The following is a 24769-nucleotide window of genomic DNA, read 5'->3' as shown; positions in this document are numbered from 1 at the left end:
CGGCTACAACGGGGCGCACTGGCCGTTGGTTGCCACAAGTTCCCGGATGGCCTGCTCTTCGCCCTGGCTCTTGAGCTCGTTGAGCATCTCTTCGGTGATCGGCTCGCCGTCAGGAGTGGTGGTCACAGGAGTGAAGTCCGCAGCCGGGGGAGACTGCTGGGTCCGGATTCCGCCGGCAACGGGCAGCGCGGTGTCCAAACGTGCCGGTGCAGCCTGCAGCCCTCCGCCGGCGGTGCGCGGCACCACCATGGCGTCATCCGGCAGCCCGGCGGACTGGGCTTCCGGAGCGGGAGCCAAGAGCTGGTCCACCCGCTCATGGATGACGTCGAAGTCGGGCACGGTGGAGAATGACGCGTCAAAATCCGGCGGTCCGATGGTGAGGCGTTTGATCTCCTGGCCTTTTGCCTTCATGGCCAGGTCCACAAAGCTTCCCAGCTGCGAGGAGGAGATATTGGAGTCCACCACCTTTGTTCCGGCGTTGGCGATTTCCTCGAACTTGCTCAGCAGGGTAGCGGGGTCCAACTGCTTGAGCATCGCCTGCTGAACACACTGCTGGCGCTGGATACGGGCGTAGTCATCAACGAATTCGCGCGACCGCCCGTACCAGAGTGCATGGTAGCCATCCAGCGTCTGATCCCCGGCGGGGATCCAGCCCAGGGGCATCCCATGGATGCCGTTGGCCTCATCAATGGTTTCGCCGCTGATGGGCACCCAGCCGCCGGCCTTGATCCTGATGCCGCCCATGGCGTCAATCAGCTTGGAAAACCCCTCCATATCCACCAGCACGTACGCCTGCACCGTGATTCCCAGTGTCCCGGACACCGCCTCAAGCGTGGCCTGCGCCCCGGGATCTGCAACGCCGGGGTAGAGGTCGGCGTGCGAGTTGTTTACTTCGGTGTTGATGGCGTTGATCAGGCAGGCGTCACCGCAGTCGTACCCGTCAGGGTAGATCGCCCGCATGGGGGAGTCCTCGCTGAACTGGGCGTTTTGGAGGTTCCGGGGCACGGAGATGATGGCGGTTTGGCCGGTTTCGGCATCCACGCTCAGGACCGAGAGGCTGTCGGTGCGCCTGCCGGTGCGGTCGTCGCCGGCGTCACCGCCCATCATCAGGAAGTTGTAGCGGCCCTCCACGGGGTCGATAGCGGGGCCGGCGGAAAAGATGCTGCCGATCGCGTTGCGCCCCACGTTGAGCAGGTAGGCCGTGTAACCCAGGGTTCCGCTGCCCAGGACCATCGCCACAACCAGCGAGATCACGACGGCGGGCCGTGCCGGTGGTGCCAGCAGGACCGGGCGGATGAGCCGCAGCGTATTGATGAACAGGAGTGCCCACCCGGCGGCGAGTGCCGCCAGCAGGATCACGATGACCAGCGAGGCAATCGGGTGGGTCACGATGTTGATGAGCAGCGGCCGGTTGAAGACCAGCAGGAGCACGGCCAGCACCAGGGCCGCCCAGACGCACAGCGTGACCCGAAGCGCAGCGCGCCCCAGTTTGCGGTCGCCCGCGACGAGCTGAGCGCTGCCCGGCACCAAAAGAGTCAGGAGCACAAGCACGAAGCCCCGCTTGGTCCGGACCGGGGAGGAGGCGCTCACCGGGTAGCGGACCGGATCGGTCAGCGTCGCGTCAGAAGCGGGCGGCGGGAGCTTTCTGCTGGACACGGCCGCCTTCCTAACGGCTGCCCCGGAGCGGGCCGTTGCCTTCGGCGAAGACCTCGCTGACCTTCTGCCGCAGGTTTGCCCCCTTGCGCGACGCTACGGCATTCAGGTCTGCGGCGAACTCCAGTAGGTCGGCGCGCAGCGACGCCGCGAGCTCGTCCGTGCCTGCTGCAAGCATCCGGACCGCCAGGAGGCCGGCATTGCGTGCACCGGCGATGGAAACGGTGGCTACGGGAACACCGGCGGGCATCTGCACAATGGAGAGCAGCGAGTCCATGCCATCCAGCGTCTTGAGCGGGACCGGCACTCCGATCACGGGGAGCGGAGTGACGCTGGCCAGCATCCCGGGCAGGTGGGCGGCACCGCCGGCGCCGGCAATAATCACCCGCAGCCCGCGCTCGTGCGCGGTCTGGCCGTAGCGGATCATCTCAGTGGGCATCCGGTGGGCGGACACAACGTCGGCTTCAAAGCGGATGCCGAATTCCGCGAGGGCGTCAGCGGCAGCCTCCATGACCGGCCAGTCCGAATCCGAACCCATCACTAGCCCTACCAGCGGGTTGCCGGCGGAACCCCGGGCGGGGCTGGTTTCGGCGCTCATGCCTTCTCCTCAAAAATTGCCGGGGGTTCTTCTGCGGGTACCCGCCCGTCGCGGATGATGCCTGCCACGGTTCCTGCACGGCGCCGGACGGCGTCAACCTCGTCCGTGGATGACCCCACCAGGTTTACATGGCCAATCTTCCGGCCCGGCCGTACCGATTTGCCGTAGCAGTGCACCTTGGCCGCCGGCTCGCTGGCCAGCGCCAGCGGGAAGGCGGAAAACAGGTCCTGGTTCTCGCCGCCCAGGAAGTTCTTCATCACCACTACCGGAGCCAGGACGTCCGTTGCCCCCAGCGGCAGGTTCAGGACCGCACGGAGGTGTTGTTCAAACTGGCTGGTGACGGACCCGTCCTGGGTCCAGTGCCCGGTGTTGTGGGGGCGCATGGCCAGTTCATTGATGAGGAACCCCGCACCTGTACCAGGAGTTTCGAAGAGCTCCACGGCAAGGACCCCTGTCACTCCAAGTTCATGGGCTATCCGCAGGGCGGCATCCTCGGCGGCCGCGGCAACCTCCACCAGGATGTCCAGGGCGGGGGCAATGACTTCGTCGCACACCCCGTCAACCTGGATGGTGTGGACCACGGGCCAGGCGCGGGCTTCACCGTCGGGGGTCCTGGCCACCAGCGCGGAAAGTTCCCGGGTGAAGTCGACCTTCGCCTCCGCGAGAAGCGGGCTCATGGCCTCAAACCATTCTGTGGTTTCGGCAGCCTCTTCAGCTGAGGAGATGATCCGTACGCCCTTGCCGTCATAGCCGCCGCGGGGCGTTTTCAGGACTACCGGCCATCCCGTGTCCTCGCCAAAGTTGATGAGCCCGGCCACATCGGCAACCGAAGCCCACGCGGGGTTGGGAAGCTCCAGCCGCTCAATGGCGGCGCGCATCACTAGTTTGTCCTGGGCGTGGACCAAAGCGTCGGGGCCGGGCTGGACGTTGACCCCGGCTTCCTGCAGGGCCCGCAGATGGGCCGTGGGGACGTGCTCGTGATCGAAGGTCATGACGTCCAGGCCCTGGGAGAACTCCAAAAGGGTCTGCAGGTCCTTGTAATCACCCACTGGTGATAAGGCCACCGCCGAGACGGCGGAGACGTCGTCGCCTTCGGCAAGGACACGCAGTTCAAAGCCGAGCGCAGTTGCGGCTGGGGCCATCATTCTCGCGAGCTGGCCGCCGCCAACCACACCTATTACTGGAAAAGTCACATGTGCCAGCCTACCGAAGACCGCAGGGTATCCCGCTTTTTGGGACGCGGCGGGGAAGCAGTTTTGACTCCGCCGGTCCGTTCCTGCCCCACGTTAGGGGGCTGCCCTCCAGCTTCAGGGGCTAAAATGGGCCTCCGGCCGTGTGGCCCATTGTTTCAACGGCCATGGAGGGTCATGTTTAACACGCTTACAGATCGCATCCGGGGGCTCGCCTCACTTTTCTGGCGTGAGGTGGCCAAATTCGGAGCCGTAGGCGGTGTGGCATTCGTCATCGACAACGGCCTCACGTATTACCTCATGCACGGCCCCATGACGGACAGCGAGGCCAAAGCCCGGTTTGTTGGCGCCTCCGTAGCCACGATATTTTCCTGGATTGCCAACCGCCTCTGGACCTTCCGGCACCGCAGGCAGGACAACGTGCTCCGTGAATTCCTGATGTTCATCCTTATCAACGGCATCGGCATCGGCATCTCCACCGGCTTCACTGCCCTGGCGAAGTACGGACTCGGCATAACAGACAAGAACATGCTCTTCTTCGCGGGAGTGGCAGGAATCCTGGTGGCCACGGTGGTCCGCTTCTTCGCCTACCGGTTCCTGGTGTTCAACAAGGAACTGGACCAGGAGCCGGAGTTCTCCCACGACCACGAACTCATCGAACTCCACCACCATTCCACGGATGCCGGCGCCGGCGTTCCGGAGCGGGAGCCTGTAACAGAAGACCCCGCCCGGCCCAAAAACTAGACCGGCCTGAAAGCGGGGCCGGCCCGGAAAGCCGGGCCAGCCCCCAATCAGGGATGTTGCTCAGAAGCCGATATCAGGTGCCGTGGATGCGTTCCGCGGCGAGCAGCTTCTCAGTGGGCTCCACGTCGGGATGTGTCATCACCACTGAGCCCCCGTGCCGCCACGCGCCCAAGGCATTGGCCAGCGCCGCCTCCAGCCCGTCCCGCCCCGGAATGTGCAGCCGCACGGCCTCCCCGTGGGGCACTGCGAAGCCGTCCAGCAAGTCCTGGTGGGAGTGCCGGTGGCCGTCCTGGGCAACGATCGCACAGGCCAGGGGGTCGGCTTCGGTGTGCTGCATGAAAACGTCGCCGTGGGAGCGCACTTCCGCCGCGTAATCAAGGCAGCCGGCGGGCAGTTCACCGGCCCAGCGCATAGCCAGGGCTGGCAGTGCCACGGCCACGACGGCGCCGTACTTCCCTGCTGCCGCTTCCGGAGTGGCCGTGGCCAAAAGGTCCGCCGCATCACCGCTGAGGACCGTCTCCATGCCCAGCTGCCAGGCGGCCAGGGCCCAGACCAGGCCTTTCCAGTGCGCGGGCAGGTCCAGCGCCAGCCGCATGCCGGGTTCGGCGTCCAGCTCGTCCTGGAGCAGGTTGCTGGTTTTGGCCACCCAGTTGTCCAGCACCTTCCCGGAGAGCTCTACGCGCTCCGAGTCCGGGCCGTACCAGGTAAGGCGCGGGGCGGTGGAGTTGCCTGAGCGGAGGCTGTTCATCAGATCGATTGCCGGGGTAGTCATGCCCTAATCCTGCCACCGCAGAGGAGCGCGGTCACCGGTGCGTCACCCCGACAAAAACGTGAGGCCGCTCAGGTGATCTTCGTCTCGTCAGAAGATGGGGCACTTTGCCGTACAAGGGCCGGGAACCGGGCTTACGGCGGTGTTTCCGGAGCAGAAGCGCTGCATAAACGGTGCGGGAATGGGTACCCCGCCAAAAGTTCGGGCGTGGCGTGCACCATGTTGGGGGCTGTTGGTGATTATTATCCGGGCAGCGGCTTGACTCACCCTAGTTACACGCGTGTAATTAGATGTCTAAAGGCACCTGCGTAAATACCGGCACACAACCGAGTGTCCACGTATCCAGGCAAGGGTTGCAACATCAGGAGGGTCGCCGTGGGGCAAGCAGAGCGTATCCAGGAAGATGCCGTCGTGGCCGGTCAGGCAACGGCAAAGTACCGTGCGCGGGGCGTTCCCAGCGATTGGTATGTCGATCCGGCCGATCCTGACGCCGCGGAGCGGTACAACACAAGCAACAGGGACTCCCAGGAGGACCAGGCCACAGCTTTCCTTGCCGCACATGAGGCACTTCTGAATGGCGGGCAGGACCCCGAGGATGAGCTCGACCCGCCCATGGAGCTGGCTGCGGCCGGAACGGCACAGCCTGTGTGGATTGGACTGCCCTTCCAGCAGGACCTGGGTGATGAAGGCGAACTTGGGTGGCAGACGGACGCCCTCTGCGCCCAAACCGACCCCGAGGCCTTTTTTCCTGAAAAGGGAGGGTCCACCCGGGATGCCAAGAAGGTTTGCGGTGCCTGCAACGTGCGGTCCCAGTGCCTCGAATACGCCCTGGCCAATGACGAACGGTTCGGCATCTGGGGAGGCCTTTCCGAGCGTGAGCGCCGGCGGCTAAGGAAGCGAGCAATCTAATTCTTCAGGATGTCCACGTCACTGCCGTTGTGGTTGCCCACAACGGCAGTGCCTATCTCCCCAGAACCCTGGCAGCTTTGGCGGATCAGACCCGGGCTGCTGACGCCGTCATCGGCGTCGACACCGGCTCCCGCGATCATTCCAAAGCCCTCCTTGAACAGGCCCTGGGCGCGGCGCGCGTAGTAAGCCATCGCGGAAAGAACGGCATGGGTGCTGCGGTATCCGCGGGCCTCGCCGAACTCGCCCCTTGGCGGGCCGATTGCGGCAGCGGCAGTTCTGAGTGGATCTGGCTGCTTCACGATGACGCCGCACCTGCGCCGCAGGCCCTCGCCGAACTGCTCCTCGCCGTCGAGCGCGCCCCCTCCGTAACAGTTGCCGGCTGCAAGCAGCTGGACTGGCACGCCGGACGCAAGCTGGTGGACGTGGGCCTCTCCACCAGCCGTTGGGCGGAGCGGCTGACCCTCATTGACGCCGATGAACTTGACCAGGGGCAATACGACGGCCGCAGCGATACCTTCGCCGTCAATTCCGCCGGCATGCTTATCCGCCGCGACGTCTGGGAGCAGCTTGGCGGCTTTGACCCCGCACTCCCCGGCAGCGGCGACGACGTCGATTTCTGCTGGCGCAACCGCTTGGCCGGGCACCGCGTGGTGGTCGTCCCCGCGGCCAGGATGTTCCACGTAGTGCACCGGCCCCATGCGCTGGGCAACGCCGCCGCGGCCCGTAAAGCGCAGGTCCATTTGAGGCTGAAGCACGCGACGCCGTGGATGGTCCCCGTCCACGGCGTCGCCGCCCTCCTGGGCAGCATCTTCAAACTGGTGCTGAGCATTGCCGTAAAGGATCCCGGGCACGGCATTACACAGCTGGCAGCAACGTTCGCAGCGCTCGGCCGCCCGCGCGCAGTGATGAGGGCAAGGGCGAACGCCAGGAACAGCCGCCGCATCCGCCGGTCGGTAATCCGTAAGCTTCAGACACCCCGCCGTGAGGTCTGGAGCCACCGGCGTTCCCTCATGGAGGCGTTTGGTTCGGACGGGAGCCCGGCGGATTACCTCGAACAGGACCCGCTGGTGAACCAGCCCACCGGTGACGCCGAGGACGACTTCGCAGCGCTTGCCACCAGCAAGCGCGGCTGGGTGGGCAACGGAGCCCTGGCCACGGTCATTATCGCGTCCATTACCTCGCTGCTGGGCTTAGCCGGACTTTTCGGTGCCCCTGCCGTTACCGGCGGGGCGCTGATTCCGGTCTCAGCCGGCCTTGGCGACATCTGGCATCATGCGTCCAGCTGGTGGGTTTCCCTGGGTGCCGGGCTTCCCGGACGCGGGGATCCCTTTGGGTATGTCCTCTGGGTCCTGGGTGTGCTGGGGGGCGGTGACGCCAATGCCGCCATGGCCTGGCTGCTGCTGCTCGGCATGCCGCTGTCCGGCCTCACCGCATGGTTTGCTGCAGGCGGCCTGACCGTCCGCCGCCGCCTGCGCCTGGCAGCAGCTTTGTTCTGGGCCGCGGCCCCGGCCCTGCAGGTGGCCCTCAACCAGGGCCGGGTTGGAGCCCTTGTTGCGCACTTCATGATTCCGCTGCTGGTCCTGGCCTTGCTGCGGGCGACTGGCTCCGCTGTGGGACAGGGAAGATTCCAGCAGCCGGCTGCCGGTGACCGCCGCTTCACCGGGCCGACGCCGGTGAAGCCCGGAATCAATGGAGTGCCGTCGTGGACGGCTGCAGCGGCGGCTGGCCTGGTACTGGCTGTTGTGACGGCGTCCGCGCCGTCACTGCTGATACCTGCGACAGTGGTCATAATTCTTTGCTGGGTTCTCCCCGGGCGCCGGGGCCGGACAGTATGGTGGGCATTGCTGCCCACTGCGGCCCTGTTTATCCCGTTCGGGCTTTCAGCGCTTGACAGGCCTCGGGCCCTGCTGGCCGATCCCGGCCTGCCGCTGGGTTTTGATGCCGCCCCGCTGTGGCAGCAACTGCTTGGCCAGCCGCTCGAGTTCGGTCCCAACAGCGGGCTGGCCGGACTGCCGTACTTCGCGGGCAGCACGGTGCCGTGGGCCCTGTTGCTGGCCCTCCTTGCTGGTGTCCCCGTGGTGCTCCTGGCAGTGGCTGCCACCGGCATGCCCGGTAAACGGGCCGGAATGGCCAGGTCCCTGTGGGTGGTTGCCACTATCGCGCTCGCCGGAGGCTGGTTGGCCGGGCATGTGGCTACCGGCATAAATGCCGACACCATGGTCACACCCTTCCCTGGAGCGGCGGTTTCCGCAGCGGCGTTTGCCCTGCTCGCTGCCGCGGTCCTGGGAGCCGAGCGGCTGCTGGAGTTGGCGGACCGGGCAGCGGCGGGCACTGCGAAACCCAGGAGGGCACTGCAGTCCGCGGCGGCATGCGCCATGGTGCTTTTGCTTGCCGGCCCCCTGGCAGGAATGGCTGCATGGTCGGCGCAGAACCTTCTCCGTCCAGCTGCAGCCACGGCTCAAATGCCCACGGCCTCCACCGCATTGGGCACGCCCCGGCTTGTCGAGGCAACCGGCGTGCGCACCCTTCCGGCGACAGCCACGGACCGCGGAACCGGGCCTGAACAGACACGCACCCTGTCCATCAGCACCGGCGAGAACGGCACGTATGATGCTTCCCTCATGAGGGGCGCGGGCACAACCCTGGACAGCCTTTCAACCATCGCCTCAGTGCGTAACATCCTGGGCGCGCCGGGATCAGAAACAGTGCGCGACGACGACGACGTCACCTCCGCGGTCCGCCGCGTGGTGGCAACGCTGGTAGCTGGCAAAGGCGTGGACCCGCGGACCGACCTCGAACAGCTGGGGGCCGGATTTGTGGTTCTCCGGGCAGCAGATACGGCAGCCCAGCTCACCGCCAGCAGGATGGATGCCGTCCCCGGGCTCATCGCGGTGGGGCAGACAGACACCGGATGGCTGTGGCGGATCACTCCACTGAACCAGCCGGCCCTCCAAGCGGCGGACGTGGCCCACCGGGTACGGGTTGTTGACGCGGAAGGCGCCACCACCGCCCTCGTCCCGTCAGGGTATGACGACGTCGATGCCGCTGTTCCCGAAGGGCCGGAGGGCCGTCTGTTGGTACTGGCGGAACGGGCGGATCCCGGCTGGAGTGCATGGCTGGACGGCCGCAGGCTGACCTCAACAACTTCCGGATGGTCGCAAGCCTTTACCCTCCCGGCTTCGGCGGGCCACCTCACGGTGCGGTACGAGAACCCGTGGGCCCTGTGGTCTGGAATCGCGCAGTGCACCGTTATTGGTCTGACCATCATGCTTGCCATCCCGATGCCTGCCCCGCGCCAGAGGACAGGTCTTTCACGGAACGAAGGATCGCTGCGTAAGGAACACCAGAATGCATAGAACTTCCACGTCCGCGGAAGCATCGGGGCCAGGCGGTGCGACGGCCGTCGAACCCGCGGAAAGCTCTGAACCTGCCCGGCGCCCGGCGGCCTGGGGCAGGAAGGCGCTAGTGACCAGCCTGGCGTCTGCCGCCGTCGTCATCGCCAGTGCCGGCGCCGTAGTGGCGGCCGGATCAATCCTTCCGCAGCCCGTGTCCAGCCGAGCCGTACCCGCGGGTGAATCGGCAGTGCCGGCGGGCACCAGTGTTGGGGTCTGTCCCGGTCCGGCCAGGCTGCTGGAAGGTACTGAAGCGGGCACCGATCCGCAATTCAGCCCGGAGTCGGCAACGGCCGCAAGCTCTGTCACCGGAGCAGTACTCAGCGCAGGAGGGGTGTTGCCGGCAAGCCGGCTGTCGGAACTCAGCGGAGCAACAGCGGTTGAGATCGTGAAAGAGCAGGCCCCGGCAGCTGCCATCGCAGGAGGTGCGCAGGAGCTCCTCGCCGGCGTGGTGGCCAGCCAACGGGTGGACCAAATCAGCGTGCTTAGCGCCGATGCCGTGGTAAGCCAGCAGGCCTCGGCGGCAGCGGCCATGAAGTTCACGGCAACCGACGGCGACCTGCAGGGAATTGCTGCAGCCAACTGCCTGCAGCCGTCGAATGACCAATGGCTCGCGGGTGCCAGCACCACCGTGGGCCGAACGTCGGTGCTGGTCTTGACCAACGGGTCTTCCACTCCGGCCACCGTCAGCCTCGAACTTTTCGGGTCCTCGGGGCAGATCCAGGCACCCGGCAGCCGGGGGCTGCTCGTGGCACCAGGGACATCGCGGCCGGTAGTCCTCGCCGGGCTGGCTCCCGGAGAGGCGCAGCTCAGCGTGCACGTACGCAGCGCCGGAGGCCCCGTCGCAGCCATCATCCAGCAGAGCGCCCTGCGCGGGCTGACTCCTGGCGGCGTGGACTTCATAACCCCGGGAGCGGCGCCGGCGGTCCGGCAGGTGATGACCGGAGTCGATATCCAGGACCCTGGCCAATCAGCTGCGCTGACCGGAAGGCCAGGGTACGAGGACGCCGGGCCAGCCCTGCAGCTCACCGTCCCCGGCCCCTCAGACGCCGTGGTGGAGGTCAAGCTCTACGGGCGCGACGGCCAGAGGGCACTGCCCAATGGGGGAGTCATCACAGCCAAGGCGGGCACCGCCACGGAAATTCCGCTGGCCGGCGTCCCGGCAGGCCACTACACGGTGGAGGCATCGTCGGATGTCACCTTTGTCGCTGCCACCCGGGTGACCCGGGGCCTCCAGGACGGCAAGGCCGCAGACGTCGCGTGGGCAGCATCGGGAGTAAGACTCGGCAGCCAGCACGTGGTCCCCGTTCCCCAGGGAGGCCAGCGCCACCTTGTTTTCGGTGCCCTGGACAACCGGGCCACCATCACCTATTCCGCCATAACTGCCGACGGGAAGGTCCGGGCGCCGTCCACCGCAGACATTGCCGGCGGAACCACCGCCTCCATCGCCATTCCGGAAAATGCCGAGGATTCCGCCGTCGTCGGCTATGTGGTGTCGGCTTCCGGCGACGCTGTGTATGGAGCTCTGTTGCTGCAGCAGGACGGGCGTGACGATGTGTCGACGCTTGCCTTCCTGCCGGCAGCGGCGGGACAGGAAACGGTGCCTGTCACGCTGAGTTACTGAAGATCCGCCGATGCCTGTCAGAGCCGATGCCTGATGTAAGCAGTGACTGGTGCGGATGCAGCGGGATCAGTACCGGCGGCGGTAGACGGGGTCAAGGGTCTCCGGGGCAACACCCAGCATTTCAGCCGTATGCTCCACCACCACGTCATGGACCAGGTCGTGGAGTTCGTCCACACTCCCGCACGCCTGCTCAACCACCCGGCGGTACACCGTGATCATCGGCCCGTCCCCGTCGGTCGCCGGGGTGTAGGAACCCATGGGGGCGGTGGTGCCATTTGCCGCCAATTGCTCAAGGTCCGGCGGGATTTCATCGACGCCGAAACGGACACCGTCAAGGGTCTTGCCCCAGATGTCATGCAGGCGCTGCGCGGAGTCCAGCACCATGTCATCGAAGCGGTCCGAACGGGTGCGGTAACCGGGATGGGTGGGGAGCATCACTTCCCCGCGAAGGCCCCGTCCGTGGCGGTTGCGGCGGCGCATCATAAAGCTTTTGCCCGGCGCCGCGCTGCCTGGGTCAGTGTGGGCATCCGGATCAGCCAACCGGACCGAAAAGCCTGATTCATGGTTCGATGACTGCATATATCGACTGTAAACCCGGGGGCGGATTTACGCGACACATGGGCTGCATGCACCGGTGCGCGTCGACCCGGGGCGGCAATACCGTGTTTTACCGCCTGCACGGAGTAGTCTGTGATGTCGTGGGAGCTATCCGTCAGTGTTCAAGATCTGCGTGCCGCCAGTCAGCGGTAGCCACTCTGACGTACGTCTACGCGGATTCCACGGCGGTCCTTGGTCCGCTGGCCACCTACGCCGAACCCCATTGTTACGATCTGTGTGAGCAGCACGCTGATTCTCTGACTGTCCCGCGGGGCTGGGAGGTTCTGCGCCTGGCCATGCCCTCCACGCCGCAGCAGCCCGGCCCGGATGACCTCCTGGCACTGGCCAACGCGGTCCGGGACGCCGCTGCCCTGCCTGCCCAGGCGCCGCCGCCGTCCGGTCAGCGCGGCTCCCATTCGGCGCTTGAAGCCCCGGCCGGCGCTGAAGGAACCCGCAGGGGCCACCTCCGCGCCCTGCGGGAACCGTCCTGAGCGGCATCTGGCGGTAGGCTGGAAGTTGCACTTCCGTCCGCTACCGGCGCCGGCGCGCCCGCCAGGAGCATGAAAAACAATGCCGAATATCAGTCCTGAACTCCTGTCCGTTCTGCGTTGCCCGGTAACAGGGTCGTCCCTGGTGCAGGAAGGCGGGGAACTTGTTGCAGCCGTCTCGGGCGAGTCCGGCGTGAGGCCCCGCTATGCCATCGAGGACGGGATTCCCCTCCTCCTGCCGCCCGAACTCCTGGCGGCAGCGGCGGCAGCTGGTTCGGACCAGCACGATTCGGACCAGCACGATTCAGCCGCCGGCAGACGCCGGGCCGTTTAACCCCCCGCCAGTACAAACCACCGGCGCACACCCCGCGGCTCCCCGGCCCGGCACCGCAGCAGCATCCGGCTCCTGGCCGGACAGAGTAAAGGATTCACCATGGCTTTTGATTACAAGGTTGCCGACATCTCGCTGGCAGAGGCAGGCAGGCACCAGATCCGCCTGGCGGAGCACGAGATGCCCGGCCTAATGTCCCTCCGCGAGGAATTCGGCCCCACCCAGCCGCTTAAGGGCGCGCGGATCGCCGGGTCGCTGCACATGACGGTGCAGACTGCGGTGCTGATCGAAACCCTTACCGCCCTGGGCGCCGAGGTCCGCTGGGCTTCCTGCAATATCTTCTCCACCCAGGATGAAGCCGCGGCTGCCGTGGTGGTGGGTAAGGGCACCGTTGAGGACCCACAGGGTGTCCCGGTGTTTGCATGGAAGGGCGAGACGCTCGAGGAATACTGGTGGACCGCGGAGCAGATCCTCACCTGGCCCGGCGCGGAGACCAACCCGGAGCTCGGCCCCAACATGATCCTTGACGACGGCGGAGACGCCACCATGCTGGTGCACAAGGGCGCCGAGTTAGAGGCCGTGGGTAACGTTCCGTCCAACGACCCCACGGATTCCGAAGAATACGGCATCTTCCTTGACGTGCTGCGCCGCTCCCTCGCCGCAGACCCGCAGAAGTGGACCCGCACGGCCGCCGCCATCAAGGGAGTCACCGAAGAAACCACCACCGGCGTCCACCGCCTGTACCAGCTGGCTGAACAGGGCAAGCTCCTCTTCCCCGCAATCAACGTCAACGACTCCGTCACCAAGAGCAAGTTCGACAACAAGTACGGCATCCGGCACTCCCTTCCGGACGGCATCAACCGCGCAACGGACGTCCTCATGGGCGGCAAGGTCGCCGTCGTCTGCGGCTATGGCGACGTCGGCAAGGGCGCCGCGGAAGCGCTGCGGGGCCAGGGTTCCCGCGTGATTGTCACGGAGATCGACCCCATCTGCGCCTTGCAGGCCGCCATGGACGGCTACCAGGTGGCCAAGCTGGAGTCCGTCCTGGCCCAGGGCGATATCTTCATCACCACCACCGGCAACAAGGACGTCATCATGGCCGAGCACATGGCCGGCATGAAGAACAAGGCGATTGTGGGCAACATTGGCCACTTCGATAACGAAATCGACATTGCCGGACTCGCCCGAATCCCGGGCATCAAAAAGGTGGAAATCAAGCCGCAGGTCCACGAATGGGTTTTTGAGGCCGGCACCGAAGCCGAGCGTTCCATCATCGTCCTGTCTGAAGGCCGCCTGCTGAACCTGGGCAACGCCACCGGGCACCCGTCCTTTGTGATGAGCAACTCCTTCGCCAATCAGACCATCGCCCAGATCGAGCTGTGGACGAAGAAGGACCAGCCCGAGGGGGAGCGCGAGTACGAGAACCAGGTGTATGTCCTGCCCAAAGTCCTGGACGAAAAAGTTGCCCGCCTGCACTTGGGTGCGCTGGGCGTGGAGCTGACCGAATTGACCAAGGACCAGGCGGAGTACCTGGATCTGGACGTCGCCGGTCCGTACAAGCCCGAGCACTATCGTTACTAAGAAGTGAACTGCCCGGGTGCCCCGAGCACCCGGGCTGTTACTTTCTGCGCCTAGGATCAAAATATGGAGCCCGAAGTCCAGTCCCGCCGGCCGGGTCGTGTGAAGAAGATACTTGTGGTGGTGGCCGTCTGCCTCCTCGCCGCCCTCGGCGGGGTGTTCGCTGCAGTGGCACCGGGAATTGCCCGCGGAGCCATCGAGTCGGAGTCGGGGTCCGCTGCCAGGACATCACCCGGCATCGCAGCGCCGGTGATTGCCCCGGTCAAGTTCGACGCCGTGCCGGTTAACGGCGCCAAGCAGGTGAACCCGGCAGCCCCGGTGTCCCTGAAGGTGTCCAACGGCACCATAGAACGCGTCACCCTCACCAGCACCTCCGGAGAGACGGTGGAGGGCCGCATCGACGCCGCCGGCACAGGCTGGACGGCCTCCGGGCCGCTGAAATTCAATACGGACTACAGCTACACCTACGTCGTGAAGGACGGGGCCGGCCGCGAGACCAGCACCACCCAGGCCTTCAGCACCGTTTCCAGTTCCCATGAGGCCGATGCCGCTATCTACCCGCTGGATGGCATGAAGGTGGGTGTCGGGCAGCCGCTGCAGGTTATCTTCAGCGAACCCGTGCTTAACCGTGAGGCGGTGGAAAAGGCCATCAGCATCACCAGCAGCGCAGGCCAGGTGGGTGACTTTCACTGGCACAGCGACACCATGGTCCGGTACCGCGCGGAAAATTTCTGGGCGGCAAACTCCACGATCACCATGGACATGCAGCTGTTCGGCGTGGACCTCGGCAACGGCCAGATCGCCAACTTCAACAAGAAGGTGAACGTCGCCATTGGTGACAAGAAGGTGGCAGTGGCGGATGCAGCAGCCCACACCTTCACGCTCAGCGTCAACGACCAGGTGGTCAAGACGCTGCCGGTGAGCATGGGGGATAAGCGGTTCCCGTCCGCGCGCGGGTACGGGGTGCTGATGGAGAAGAAGCGCTATGACCACTTCCGGGCTTCGAGCATCGGGCTGAAGCCCGACGATCCGGCCTACTACGGGGACGTTGACGTCGAATACACCATCCGGCTCACCCTCAGCGGTGCTTATATCCACCAGGCACTGGAATCTGCTTACCCCTTTATCGGCAATACCAACGTCTCACACGGCTGCATTGGATTTGCCCCCGACGGTGCCGCGTGGGTCTTTGACAACATGGGCACCGGCGACGTTGTCCATATCGTCAACACCGAGGGCGATTACGCGGCCCACGACGACGGTTTTGGCGACTGGAATATTCCGTGGAGCGAATACGCCAACTAGGCGCTCAGCCGCTGAAAGGCAGCCGGTGCAGGCGCTCGGCTGTCTCAGCGCTCCGCCGTCGTGCCCCGGACAACCTCGCCAGGTCCCTGCTCCGCCGCTCGGCCACCACCGCGGCAAGGTAGTCACCGGGAGTTGTTCCGGCAGGCGGCGGCGGGGCCACGTGCGCCGCGAGTTCGGTGGCGATCGACCCGGCCATGCCGGCCCTGGACAGCGGGGCCATCCGGTTGGCCTGGCGGAGGAACTGGGAAGCCCGGCGGGCCGTCGCATCCGGAATCCTGCCGATATCCGCCGCCGAGGCCCAGGACTGGAGCCGGGGCGGAACGGGCACCGGCGGGATTTCTTCCAGCAGTACCCGGCGGCGGATGGCATATGTCCCGGCCATCAGGTCGCCCAGCCTGCGGGACCTGTGGTTGAACAGCGCCACGGCAATGGCCACCCCGCCCAGCGTCAGGTAGATCTCAAGGAATCCGGTCAGCCCGCGGATCAGGGCGTGGCGGAAGCGGATGGCACCGCCGTCCTCCCGCACCACCCTCAGCCCGGCTGCGAGCTTGCCCAGCGACAGCCCTCGGCTAAGAGTCTCAACAGCCACCGGAACAACCACCAGGCAGAACACCACGCTGGACACCACCAAGGCCCGCACGGCGGCTTCGTCGAGTTCTTCAGCCGCGCCCGCTACTTGAATCAGGATCACCGCCAACAGGACAATGCTCAAGGCCATATCCAGCAGCAGGCCCAGCGCGCGCGCTGCAAACGATGCGGGGCGTAATTCCAGGACCACTGCCTCACCGGTGATGATCGAACTCACGCTGTTCCTGTCCTTGCTGCTGATGGGATATTCACAGTCTATTGCGGCCCGCTAGGCTGGTTCCGTGGATATGGACGCGTTCTCCGCCGTCAACGCGGACAAGTGGTCCCGGCTGCACGAACTCGCCCACAAACGCAGGCTCAGCGGGCCGGAAGCAGATGAACTGCTGGCCCTGTACCAGTCCGCGTCATCCCACCTTTCGCTCATCCGGTCGGTGGCTCCGGAGAGCGGCCTGTCCGCCTCCTTGTCCGCCACACTTGCCCAGGCGCGGACCCGTTTTACCGGTGCCCGCTCCAACGTGATGGAGGACCTGGCAAGGTTTTTTGTGGTGGCCCTTCCGGCCGCTTTCTACCGGCTCACGTGGCTTACCCTTGCCTGCGGGGCGGCCTTTGTCCTCATCGGCGCAGCCTACGCGTTCTGGATTGGCACATCCCCCGAAGCGTTGCGGGCGGTGGCTTCCGAGGCGGCGGCAGAACAATACGTCGAGGAAGACTTCATCAACTATTACTCGGAGAACCCCGCCGCGTCCTTCGCCGGTGCCGTCTGGACCAACAACGCCTGGATCAGCGCGCAGGCAGTGGCCTTGGGCATCACCGGAGTATGGGTGCCCATGATCCTGTTCAGCAATGCGCAGGGGGTGGGTATCGCGGCCGGCATTTTCGCGGCCGCGGGGAAGACAGACGTTTTTTACAGCTACATCCTGCCGCATGGCCTGATGGAACTCACTGCCGTGTTCATCGCCTGCGCAGCCGGTCTTCGGATCTTTTGGGCGATGGTATCGCCGGGACCGCGCACCCGGGGCCGGGCGGTAGCGGAGGAGGGCAGATCCCTCATTACGGTAGCCCTGGGCCTGGTTCTTGTGCTGTTTGTCTCCGGCCTGGTGGAAGGGTTTGTCACACCAAGCGCGCTTCCGGTCTGGGCAAAGATCACCATTGGGGCGGCGGTGCTCGCCGGCTACTGGCTGTATGTCCTCGCCTGCGGACGGCCAGCCTACCTGGCCGGGGAGCGCGGCGACCTGCGCCGCGAGGACGCAGGCTATTCGGAAGTCGCTGCCTGAACCGTTGCCTGAATCGTTGTAATCCTTCCGGGGTGGTTCCGCGCCCGCGGCGGAGCCATGACGGTAGGCTCGTCAACAGACCAAGCGCGCCGGGGGACCACAACCTGGCGCGGAAGCCCAAGGGAAGCGACGCTGCTGTGAAAGACGAAACTCCTGCCCGCGCCAGGCGCACCGAGCCCCGGCCGGAACCTGTCCTGGACACGTCAGGGGACTCCGACGAACCGGCCTTTTCCTGGATGACGTCCGCCGGTACAGGCGCCGGCAGTTCTGCAACGCACGGGTCTAATGACCCGGGCTATGAAACGTCCGGAGAGTCATCCGGCAGCTCCGGCGCGGACGACGTGGCAACAAGCGCGGGCTCAACCTTAACAGCCGCAGGCTCAACTGCAACAGGTACCGGTTCCTCCGTAACCGGCAGCGGTGCAGCCGCAGCAGTCGCCGGCGGTTCGTCCGCTACTGGTATCACCGATGCTGCCGCCGCCCCCGCGGACCGCAAAGCCGTCCAACCGGAGAGCCGGGCGGGCCGCAAAGCCGCGGAGGCCGCCGCTGACGATGCGGATCCTGCACCCGGGCGCGGCAGCTCGCCTGTTTTCAAGGAGCCGCTTCCCACCTCCGCACTGCAGGTCCGTCCTCTGGAGGAGGAGGTGGAGCGCCGCAACGCCCAACGCGAGAGCGCAGCCAACGCCAAGCCGGTGGCTCCGCGGGTGATGCAGGTCCTGCTTGCCATCTTCTTCCCCCTGATCCTGCTCATCCTTGCGGTACGTGCGGTGACCAGTCCGCTGTTCCTCTGGGTGGAGTACAACCGCCCCGGATTTCCGGGTGACGGCTACGGATTCAGCACCGACGACAGGATGACTTACGGCTCCTACGCGGTCGACTACCTCAGTAACTGGTCCGGACCGCGCTACCTGGGCGACCTGGTGCACCGCAGCGGCGACAAACTGTTCAAGGACGGCGAAGTCAGCCATATGGCGGACGTCAAGCTGGTGATCCTCTCCACCTATGGCGCCGGCGTGCTGCTGGCCCTGGTCAGCATCGTCGCTGTCCTCTACCTGCGGAAGAAAACCAACGGGGGAGTCCGCAGGGGATTGTTCGCCGGCTCCATCATCACCTTGGTCCTTATCCTGGGCCTGGGTTCCCTCGCAGTGCTGGGATGGCAGCAGTTCTTCACCGAATTCCATCGGATCTTCTTTGCCGACGGCACGTGGACGTTCAGCCTTGATGACACCCTCATCCGGCTGTTTCCCGGCCAGTTCTGGGTCGACGCAGGAATTGTGATCGCAGCCCTGGTGCTGCTGACCGCGCTGATTACCCTGATCCTCACCTGGCCTACGCGCCGGCGCCGCGGCCTCGTCAAGGAACGGCCTGACGGCACCCGCCAGTCAGCCAACCACTCGGCCGAGCCGGCGGCGCGCCATGCGGCGGCTCAGGAATAGAGTCCGGCGATCTCGCTTTCATAGTCATGCACGACGGCGGCGCGCTTCACTTTGAGGGACGGCGTCAGGTGCCCTGACTCGACAGTGAACTGGGCGTCCAGAAGGGCAAACCTGCGGATGGATTCGGCTTTGGACACCTGCCGGTTGGCCTGGTCAACCGCCTCCTGAACCGCCTCAATCACCCGCTGATCCGCGACGGCGTCCCGGACAGCAAGTGAGGGCAGTCCCTGCCCGGAACACCAGTGCGTGAGGCCTTCGGGGTCCAGGCTCACCAGCGCGGTCACATAAGGCCTTCCGTCGCCGAGCACCACGGCGTGGGCCACCAGCTGATGCGCGCGGATTTTTTCTTCCAGCGGCCCGGGCGCAACATTTTTGCCACCGGCGGTGACCAGCAGGTCCTTTTTCCGCCCTGTGATGGTGAGGAACCCCTGGGGGTCAAGTTCCCCGAGGTCGCCGGTACGGAGAAATCCGTCCACGAAGGCCTCTGCGTTCGCGGCCTGGTTGGCGTGGTAGCCCCGGAAGACGCCAATGCCCTTGACCAGGACCTCGCCGTCTTCCGCTACCCGGATGGTGGTGCCGGGGATGGGGATGCCTACTGAACCCAGCCGGGTACGGGAGGGGGTGTTGACGGTGCACGGCGCCGTGGTCTCGGTGAGGCCATAGCCTTCAAGGACAGGAATCCCGGCCCCGTAGAAGAAGTGGGCGTCCTCCGGTGACAGGGCACTGGCCCCGGACACCGTGTAGCCCACCTGGCCGCCGAAGGCCTGGCGGAGCCGCGGGTAGAGCAGCCTGTCGAAAATTCCGTGGCGGATGCGGCAAAACATCCCGGGACCGCTGCCCTCGCCGCGGCTGCGCTTGTCCTGTTCCTGCGAGTACTCAATGGCGGTAGCCGACGCAGCGTCGAAAAGCCGGGCTTTTCCGGCCGCTGCGGCTTTGTGTGCTGCGGTGGCGCGGAGCTTCTCGAAAATCCGCGGAACCACCAGCAGGAAGGTGGGCCGGAACGATCCCATGTCATCGGCCAGCTGCGCCGCTCCTGTGTGCCCGAGCGTGGCTCCGGCGGTAAGGCACACAACCTGGACCGCGCGGGCGAGGACGTGTGCGAGCGGCAGGAACATCAGCGTTCGGGCCAGGTCCTGAAGGAGCAGCTCCGGAAGGAACGCAACGATGTTGCGGGCCACCAGGGCAAAGTTGCCGTGGGTGATTTCGCAGCCTTTGGGATTTCCGGTGGTACCCGAGGTGTAGACCAGGGAGGCGATGTCGTCCAGTCCTGCCCGGCTCCTATGCCGTTCCAGCTCCGCGTCGGTGACCCCCGTTCCGGCGGCGGCCAGGCTCGCGAGGTCCGGGGCTTCACCCTTGAAGTCCATCCGGCCCACGTGGATGAGCCGGTCCCGCAGGAGCTCGGAGCCGGTCAGGACATCTGCCACCAGCTTCACCTTCGCATGGTCCTCGGCGAAGACGCGCCGCACGCCGGCGTCATGGAGGATCCATTCCACCTGGCTGGCTGAGGACGTTTCATAAATAGGCACGGTCACACCGCCGGCGAACCAAATGGCGAAATCCACCAGGGTCCATTCATAGGAGGTGGCGGACATGACCGCCACAGTGTCGCCGGGTTCGAGCCCGCCGGCGATGAGGCCCTTGGCCAGCGCGCTGACGTCCTGCAGAAACTTCTGCGCCGTCACGTCATACCAGCCGTTGGGCCCCTTGCGCCGGTACAGGGCGTGGGCAGGGTTGGCCGCCTGCTGCTCCAGCAACAGATCCGTGACGTTGCTGGCGGCATCAAGCTCAACCAGCAGTTCGGTGCTCGCTTCTCTCACAGCAGGTCTCCGTTCCGCTGCCATGCCGCGGCAGCGGCTCCGTCGGGGTCTCCTGCCATCCTGCCCTAGATCCAGGAAGGCATCCACATCCGGAGCCGCCACTCCTGGTACGGGATGACCTCAGCCGCCCAGACAGGATAGAAAAAGGCTGTCAACAGGACTGCTGCGGCCACGAACAGGGCCACCAGGTACAGGCCGGACCGGCGGCGCCACGGCGGGTCCGTCGTCCTGCCCAGGACCAGCCCCAGGCAGTACGCGAGGGCCAGTACCAGGAACGGTTCAAAGGACACCGCATAGAAGTAGAACATGGTCCGCTCCGGGTACATGAACCACGGAAGGTAGCCTGCGGCCACTCCGGCCAGCACGGCTCCGGCCCGCCAGTCACGGCGCCCGGCCCACCAGAACAGGAGCACCACCAGCGATATGGCTGCCGCCCACCAAATGATGGGATTACCAACAGAAAGTATGGCGGAGGTGCACTTGTCCACGTCGCAGCCCGGGGTGCCGCGCTGGGGCGACTCATAAAAGAACGACGTTGGCCTGCCCATCACCAGCCAGCTCCAGGCGCTGGCCTCGTACGGATGCTCTGACCCCAGGCCCTGGTGGAACTTGTAGGCTTCGAGGTGGTAGTGCGCCAGGGACCGGACCGATTCCGGCAGCCAGCCCCATTCAGCGGACGGATTGCTCTGTGCCCAGCGGCGGAAGTAGGCGTCGTCGGAGCGGAACCAGCCGGTCCAGGTGGCGGTGTAGGCCAGCGCGGCAACCGGAACCATAGCCAGGAATGCCGGGATGCCGTCCTTGATCACGCCGCCGCTGATCCAGCCGCGGATTCCCGCTACCCGCCGTGCGTTCAGGTCCCACAGGACGGTAAGGATTCCGAAAACGGCCAGGAAGAACAGCCCCGACCACTTCGTTCCCACGGCAAGCCCCAGGAATACGCCACTCGCCAGCCGCCACCAGCGGATGCCCAGCCAGGGTCCGGAGAGCAACGCGGCGGTGCCGGGAAGCCCACCGTCGGCCGAGGCAACCTTGCCCAGCCGCGCCGCAAGCCGGCGTCGGCCGTCATCCCGGTCCATCAGCAGGGCGCCAAACGCTGCGAGGATCCAGAACATCAGGAAGATATCCAGCAGTGAAGTCCGGGACATCACCAGGTGGTGGCCGTCCACGGCCAGGAGGAGTCCTGCCGCGCCGGCCAGGGGAAGCGAATGGAAGAGTTTCAGCGCTATGAGCGACAGGAGCAGGACGGACAGGGTTCCGGTCAGGGCAGCAGCGAAACGCCACCCGAAGGAATTGTCCGCGCCGAAGAGCCACATGCCCGCGGCGATCATCCACTTTCCCACCGGGGGGTGGACGACGTACTCGGGAGTATCCAGAAGCAGCGCGGGGTTACCGGCGTTGAATGAATCATTGGCTTTGTCCGGCCAACTGCGCTCATAACCGCTGACGAGGTAGGAGTAGGCATCCTTGACGTAGTACGTTTCGTCAAAAACCAGCTTGTGCGGCGTCTCAAGCCGGAAGAACCTCAGGACCCCGCCGGCTGCGGCAGTCAGGACAGGGACCAGAAAAAACCAAAGCCGCAGCGACGGCGGGTAGTCCCGCCAGCTCTGGACAGATCCCAGGAGCCGCGCCTGCAGGGACTCAGCGGTGAAGGCATCAACGGGACGGCTGACCCACGGGCGGGCAGGAAAGGTTGCGGGCCGGCCCTCAACGTCGGGGGTGGAACAGCCGGACGCCGGGGGCGTGGGGTACCCGGCCCCGGCCGGCCGCGTCGAGGTCTGCGTCACGAGCCCCATGCTACCTTTTGCGGCTGGCCGCGCTCCTCAGCAGTAGGCTGGTGGCGTGGAAACTAACCCCAGCCCCTTCCCTGATTCCGGCACTCCCACCCACGATGAGGAAACCGGAGAACAGCCGGTAAGGGTGGCGGATGCAGGAGCTGCGGCGCCGGCGGATGGGCGGATCGTGCTGGCGGCCACACCGATAGGAAACACGGGCGATGCTTCTGCCCGCCTCGTGGAGCTGCTGGGCACCGCGGACATCGTCGCCGCCGAGGACACCCGCCGCCTGCACCGGCTGGTGCAGAGCCTGGGCGTCACCGTAGCGGGGCGGGTGATCAGCTATCACGAGCACAACGAAGCAGCCAGGACCGCCGAGCTTCTTGACCAGGTGCGGGCAGGCAAGACACTGCTGATGGTTACCGACGCAGGGATGCCCTCGGTGTCCGATCCGGGGTTCAGGCTGGTGGAGGGTGCCGTCGACGCCGGGCTCAAGGTCACTGCCGTCCCCGGCCCGTCAGCTGTACTGACGGCGCTCGCGCTGTCCGGCCTGCCCACGGACCGCTTTTGCTTTGAAGGATTCCTCCCGCGGAAGGCAGGCGAGCGCGCGTCCCGCCTGGCGGACCTGGCGGGGGAGCGCCGGACGATGGTGTTCTTCGAAGCGCCGCACCGGCTGGAGGTGATGCTGCGGGCGCTGCGCGAGCGTTTCGGCCCCGACCGCCGCGTGGCCGTGTGCCGGGAACTGACCAAAACCTACGAGGAAGTGATCCGGGGCTCCCTTAACGAGCTCCTGCAGTGGGCAGAAACCACCGAGGTCCGTGGTGAAATTGCCGTCGTCCTGGCAGGCGCACCGGAACAGGAAGCTGGAACGCCGGAGGACCACGTGGCTGCCGTCAATGAACTGGTGGCCCAGGGAATCCGCCTGAAGGAGGCTGTTGCAGCCGTCGCGGAAGACGTCCGGGTGAGCAAGCGGGAGCTTTACTCCGCTGTTCTGGCCGCCCGGTAGCCGGCCCCAACAGCCCGCCGGGGCTGTGCAGGTGCACAGCCCTTCAGTGGTTCTGCAGTGCGTGAAGGCGTAGACCGGCTGGTGGCGCAGCAGTAGTCTGGCAACTAATCAGCCAGGACGACGGCGGCTACTCCGGCCGCCGCCGGGGCTGCAACACCCCACCGACGAGGGAGTCATCGTGACTGTCACTGCACAGCCGGCCGTTTCCGCAGAACGCGAAAGCGCCCTTTTGGCCTCTGTTCCTACCGGCCTGCTCATCAATGGTGAGTGGCGGGCCGCCGCAACAGGTAAAACCTTTGATGTCGAGGATCCGGCTACCGGCAAAGTGCTGCTGAGCATTGCCGACGCCGGCCCCGAGGACGGTGCCGCGGCGCTGGATGCCGCCGTTGCCGCCCAAGAGTCCTGGGCAAAGGTCCCGCCGCGCGAGCGCGGCGAGATCCTGCGGCGCGCGTTTGAGCTCGTGACCGGGCGTGCCGAGGACTTTGCCCTGCTGATGACCATGGAGATGGGCAAGCCGCTGGCAGAGGCCCGCGGTGAAGTCACCTACGGCGCAGAGTTCCTGCGCTGGTTCTCCGAGGAAGCCGTCCGTGCCTTTGGCCGCTACTCCGTGTCCCCGGACGGCAAGTCCCGCCTGCTGGTCACCAAGAAACCGGTTGGCCCCTGCCTGCTGATCACCCCGTGGAACTTCCCGCTGGCCATGGCTACCCGAAAGATCGCTCCCGCTGTTGCCGCGGGCTGCACCATGGTGCTGAAGTCCGCGAACCTGACCCCGCTGACCTCCCAGCTGTTCGCCGCCGTCATGATGGAGGCGGGCCTGCCCGCCGGTGTCTTGAACGTCATCCCCACTTCAACAGCGGGTGCCACTACAGGCCCGCTGATCAAGGACTCCCGGCTGCGCAAGCTCTCCTTCACCGGTTCCACCGAGGTTGGGCGCCGTCTGCTCGCCGATGCCTCCGAAACTGTCCTGCGCACGTCCATGGAGCTTGGCGGCAACGCGCCGTTCGTGGTCTTCGAGGACGCCGACCTGGATGCCGCCGTTGCAGGCGCCATGCTGGCGAAGCTGCGGAACATGGGCGAGGCCTGCACCGCTGCCAACCGGTTTATCGTGCACGAGTCCGTCGCAGCGGAATTCGCGGAGAAGTTCGCCGCGAAGATGAAGGAGATGACCACCGCGCGCGGAACCGAACCGGAGTCCAAGGTGGGCCCGCTGATTGACGCGAAAAGCCGGGACAAGGTCCACGAACTGGTGTCCGACGCCGTCTCCTCGGGCGCCAAAGCAGTGCTGGGCGGGGGGCCCGTGGAGGGCCCGGGTTACTTCTACCAGCCCACCATCCTCTCCGGCGTCAGCGAAGGTACCCGCATACTGTCGGAAGAGATCTTCGGCCCGGTTGCCCCGATCATCACCTTCAGCAGCGAAGATGACGCGGTCCGGCTGGCCAACAACACCGAATACGGGCTGGTGGCCTACGTCTTCACCAAGGACCTCAACCGCGGCATCCGGATGGGCGAACGGCTGGAAACCGGCATGCTTGGCCTGAACGCGGGGGTCATTTCCAACGCAGCGGCACCGTTCGGCGGGGTCAAGCAGTCAGGACTGGGGCGCGAAGGCGGCCTCGAAGGCATTGAGGAATACCTCTACACCCAGTACATCGGCATCGCCGACCCCTACGCCGGGTAGTCCTTTTCCGCCAGCTGGCA

20 protein-coding genes are annotated in these 24769 nt (G+C 65.8%); 12 read left to right on the top strand and 8 right to left on the bottom strand.

Annotation, left to right across the window (positions count from 1 at the left end; translation table 11 throughout):
- Positions 1–3: 3 nt before the first annotated feature.
- The 3 genes from AC5RVN_RS07770 to AC5RVN_RS07760 are packed head-to-tail and all read right to left on the bottom strand — an operon-like array spanning position 4 to position 3444.
- Positions 4–1656 carry an LCP family protein gene (locus AC5RVN_RS07770; protein ID WP_494137549.1) on the bottom strand — a complete coding sequence of 551 codons (1653 nt, stop codon included), beginning with the start codon at positions 1654–1656 and terminating at the stop codon, positions 4–6.
- Positions 1657–1666: 10 nt separating this feature from the next.
- Entirely contained in the window at positions 1667–2251 is a 585-nt protein-coding gene (purE, locus tag AC5RVN_RS07765) for a 5-(carboxyamino)imidazole ribonucleotide mutase (RefSeq protein WP_494137548.1), read from the bottom strand.
- Complete coding sequence (locus AC5RVN_RS07760; RefSeq protein ID WP_494137547.1) at positions 2248–3444, bottom strand: 5-(carboxyamino)imidazole ribonucleotide synthase; 1197 nt, start codon at positions 3442–3444, stop codon at positions 2248–2250. Before AC5RVN_RS07760 ends, purE begins: the two co-directional genes overlap by 4 nt.
- 174 nt (positions 3445–3618) lie before the next feature.
- Here AC5RVN_RS07760 and AC5RVN_RS07755 point away from each other — a divergent pair, with 174 nt between their 5' ends.
- A complete protein-coding gene (locus AC5RVN_RS07755; RefSeq protein WP_494137546.1) occupies positions 3619–4185 on the top strand; it encodes a GtrA family protein in 567 nt (188 codons plus the stop codon).
- Positions 4186–4258: 73 nt separating this feature from the next.
- Here AC5RVN_RS07755 and AC5RVN_RS07750 read toward each other — a convergent pair whose 3' ends face one another.
- Positions 4259–4957 carry a TIGR03089 family protein gene (locus tag AC5RVN_RS07750; RefSeq protein WP_494137545.1) on the bottom strand — a complete coding sequence of 233 codons (699 nt, stop codon included), beginning with the start codon at positions 4955–4957 and terminating at the stop codon, positions 4259–4261.
- Between the two features lie 372 nt (positions 4958–5329).
- On the opposite strand from AC5RVN_RS07750, the gene AC5RVN_RS07745 reads away from it, so the two are divergent.
- From AC5RVN_RS07745 to AC5RVN_RS07735, 3 genes are read left to right on the top strand one after another with little or no spacing between them, the layout of a single operon-like run.
- Positions 5330–5863, top strand: a complete 534-nt coding sequence (locus tag AC5RVN_RS07745; protein ID WP_494041031.1) for a WhiB family transcriptional regulator — start codon at positions 5330–5332, stop codon at positions 5861–5863.
- A gap of 29 nt (positions 5864–5892) precedes the next feature.
- A complete protein-coding gene (locus AC5RVN_RS07740) occupies positions 5893–9219 on the top strand; it encodes a glycosyltransferase family 2 protein (protein ID WP_494137544.1) in 3327 nt (1108 codons plus the stop codon).
- Entirely contained in the window at positions 9212–10879 is a 1668-nt protein-coding gene (locus AC5RVN_RS07735) for a DUF5719 family protein (protein ID WP_494137543.1), read from the top strand. The genes AC5RVN_RS07740 and AC5RVN_RS07735 overlap by 8 nt, the downstream gene beginning before the upstream one ends.
- 66 nt (positions 10880–10945) lie before the next feature.
- Here the strand turns inward: AC5RVN_RS07735 and AC5RVN_RS07730 are convergent, their stop codons facing one another.
- On the bottom strand, positions 10946–11458 hold the full coding sequence (locus AC5RVN_RS07730) for a metallopeptidase family protein (protein WP_494041028.1): 513 nt from the start codon (positions 11456–11458) through the stop codon (positions 10946–10948).
- Positions 11459–11577: 119 nt separating this feature from the next.
- Between AC5RVN_RS07730 and AC5RVN_RS07725 the strand changes: the two genes are divergently transcribed.
- The 4 genes from AC5RVN_RS07725 (at position 11578) to AC5RVN_RS07710 (ending at position 15178) form a co-directional block, all read left to right on the top strand.
- Positions 11578–11967, top strand: coding sequence for a DUF3499 domain-containing protein (locus tag AC5RVN_RS07725; RefSeq protein ID WP_494041027.1), 390 nt, complete (start codon positions 11578–11580; stop codon positions 11965–11967).
- 79 nt (positions 11968–12046) lie between these two features.
- Complete coding sequence (locus AC5RVN_RS07720) at positions 12047–12298, top strand: Trm112 family protein (RefSeq protein ID WP_494137542.1); 252 nt, start codon at positions 12047–12049, stop codon at positions 12296–12298.
- 99 nt (positions 12299–12397) lie between these two features.
- Positions 12398–13876, top strand: a complete 1479-nt coding sequence (ahcY, locus tag AC5RVN_RS07715; RefSeq protein WP_494137541.1) for an adenosylhomocysteinase — start codon at positions 12398–12400, stop codon at positions 13874–13876.
- 63 nt (positions 13877–13939) lie between these two features.
- Positions 13940–15178, top strand: coding sequence for a L,D-transpeptidase (locus AC5RVN_RS07710; RefSeq protein ID WP_494137540.1), 1239 nt, complete (start codon positions 13940–13942; stop codon positions 15176–15178).
- Between the two features lie 4 nt (positions 15179–15182).
- Here the strand turns inward: AC5RVN_RS07710 and AC5RVN_RS07705 are convergent, their stop codons facing one another.
- Positions 15183–15983, bottom strand: a complete 801-nt coding sequence (locus AC5RVN_RS07705; RefSeq protein ID WP_494137539.1) for an RDD family protein — start codon at positions 15981–15983, stop codon at positions 15183–15185.
- A gap of 64 nt (positions 15984–16047) precedes the next feature.
- Between AC5RVN_RS07705 and AC5RVN_RS07700 the strand changes: the two genes are divergently transcribed.
- The gene (locus AC5RVN_RS07700) at positions 16048–17040 is read left to right on the top strand and encodes a stage II sporulation protein M (RefSeq protein ID WP_494104628.1); all 993 of its coding nucleotides are present in this window, start codon (positions 16048–16050) and stop codon (positions 17038–17040) included.
- A gap of 137 nt (positions 17041–17177) precedes the next feature.
- A complete protein-coding gene (locus AC5RVN_RS07695; RefSeq protein ID WP_494137538.1) occupies positions 17178–18476 on the top strand; it encodes a TIGR01906 family membrane protein in 1299 nt (432 codons plus the stop codon).
- Here the strand turns inward: AC5RVN_RS07695 and AC5RVN_RS07690 are convergent.
- Both AC5RVN_RS07690 and AC5RVN_RS07685 read right to left on the bottom strand, forming a co-directional pair.
- Positions 18467–20293 carry an AMP-dependent synthetase/ligase gene (locus tag AC5RVN_RS07690; RefSeq protein ID WP_494137537.1) on the bottom strand — a complete coding sequence of 609 codons (1827 nt, stop codon included), beginning with the start codon at positions 20291–20293 and terminating at the stop codon, positions 18467–18469. The two genes, AC5RVN_RS07695 and AC5RVN_RS07690, sit on opposite strands and share 10 nt — an antisense overlap.
- A gap of 65 nt (positions 20294–20358) precedes the next feature.
- Positions 20359–22086, bottom strand: a complete 1728-nt coding sequence (locus AC5RVN_RS07685) for a dolichyl-phosphate-mannose--protein mannosyltransferase (RefSeq protein ID WP_494137536.1) — start codon at positions 22084–22086, stop codon at positions 20359–20361.
- 46 nt (positions 22087–22132) lie between these two features.
- Here AC5RVN_RS07685 and rsmI point away from each other — a divergent pair, with 46 nt between their 5' ends.
- Together rsmI and AC5RVN_RS07675 are read left to right on the top strand one after the other, a co-directional pair.
- Positions 22133–23071, top strand: a complete 939-nt coding sequence (gene rsmI, locus AC5RVN_RS07680) for a 16S rRNA (cytidine(1402)-2'-O)-methyltransferase (protein ID WP_494041018.1) — start codon at positions 22133–22135, stop codon at positions 23069–23071.
- Between the two features lie 178 nt (positions 23072–23249).
- Positions 23250–24749, top strand: a complete 1500-nt coding sequence (locus AC5RVN_RS07675; RefSeq protein ID WP_494137535.1) for an NAD-dependent succinate-semialdehyde dehydrogenase — start codon at positions 23250–23252, stop codon at positions 24747–24749.
- Positions 24750–24769 lie beyond the last annotated feature (20 nt).

This window comes from Arthrobacter sp. sptzw32, assembly GCF_059089735.1.
Note: the sequence above shows the minus strand (reverse complement) of the source record. Positions and strands in the feature narration are given on the sequence as shown.

Bases quoted from the DNA above. Each gene is read 5' to 3' on its own strand.
- purE (WP_494137548.1), bottom strand. From the start codon at position 2,251: ATGAGCGCCGAAACCAGCCCCGCCCGGGGTTCCGCCGGCAACCCGCTG.
- AC5RVN_RS07755 (WP_494137546.1), top strand. From the start codon at position 3,619: ATGTTTAACACGCTTACAGATCGCATCCGGGGGCTCGCCTCACTTTTC.
- AC5RVN_RS07750 (WP_494137545.1), bottom strand. From the start codon at position 4,957: ATGACTACCCCGGCAATCGATCTGATGAACAGCCTCCGCTCAGGCAAC.
- AC5RVN_RS07735 (WP_494137543.1), top strand. From the start codon at position 9,212: ATGCATAGAACTTCCACGTCCGCGGAAGCATCGGGGCCAGGCGGTGCG.
- AC5RVN_RS07730 (WP_494041028.1), bottom strand. From the start codon at position 11,458: ATGCAGTCATCGAACCATGAATCAGGCTTTTCGGTCCGGTTGGCTGAT.
- AC5RVN_RS07720 (WP_494137542.1), top strand. From the start codon at position 12,047: ATGCCGAATATCAGTCCTGAACTCCTGTCCGTTCTGCGTTGCCCGGTA.
- ahcY (WP_494137541.1), top strand. From the start codon at position 12,398: ATGGCTTTTGATTACAAGGTTGCCGACATCTCGCTGGCAGAGGCAGGC.
- AC5RVN_RS07710 (WP_494137540.1), top strand. From the start codon at position 13,940: ATGGAGCCCGAAGTCCAGTCCCGCCGGCCGGGTCGTGTGAAGAAGATA.
- AC5RVN_RS07685 (WP_494137536.1), bottom strand. From the start codon at position 22,086: ATGGGGCTCGTGACGCAGACCTCGACGCGGCCGGCCGGGGCCGGGTAC.